Origin of the sequence: Pseudoalteromonas sp. TB51, from assembly GCF_000498055.1 — a bacterium.
Lineage (GTDB): Bacteria > Pseudomonadota > Gammaproteobacteria > Enterobacterales > Alteromonadaceae > Pseudoalteromonas > Pseudoalteromonas atlantica.
Map to the genome: position 1 here is coordinate 1 of NZ_AUTO01000037.1, position 512 is coordinate 512.

Consider the following 512-nt stretch of genomic DNA (forward strand, 5'->3'; position numbering starts at 1 on the left):
AACCGTATCGGTTGATGAGCAACCCGGTAATGCCCGCCCAGAAAAAATACCAAGCCTGCGTGCTGCCTTTAAAAAAGACGGCACCATCACTGCGGCTAATTCATCGTCAATTTCTGATGGTGGCGCAGCGCTTATATTAATGAGCGAATCAAAAGCTAAAGAGCAAGGCTTAACACCGCTTTGTAAAATTGTAGCGCACAGCACGCACTCTCAAAAACCAAGCGAATTTACAGTAGCACCTGTAGGCGCAATGAACAGCGTGCTTGAAAAAGCAGGCTGGACAACCGCTGATGTAGATCTTTGGGAAATTAACGAAGCCTTTGCCATGGTGACCATGCTTGCTATTAACGAATTAAAACTTGATGAGAGCAAAGTAAACGTAAACGGTGGGGCGTGTGCACTTGGCCACCCAATTGGTGCCAGCGGCGCGAGAATTTTAGTCACGCTTATTCACGCACTTAAAAACCGTGGCCTTAAAAAAGGAATTGCGTCTTTATGTATTGGCGGCGGCG

The 512-nt window shown here is 47.1% G+C and carries 1 pseudogene; it reads left to right on the plus strand.

Annotated features, from left to right (window positions below):
- A pseudogene (locus tag L650_RS0100970) lies at positions 1–512 on the plus strand (acetyl-CoA acetyltransferase); the annotation flags it as partial.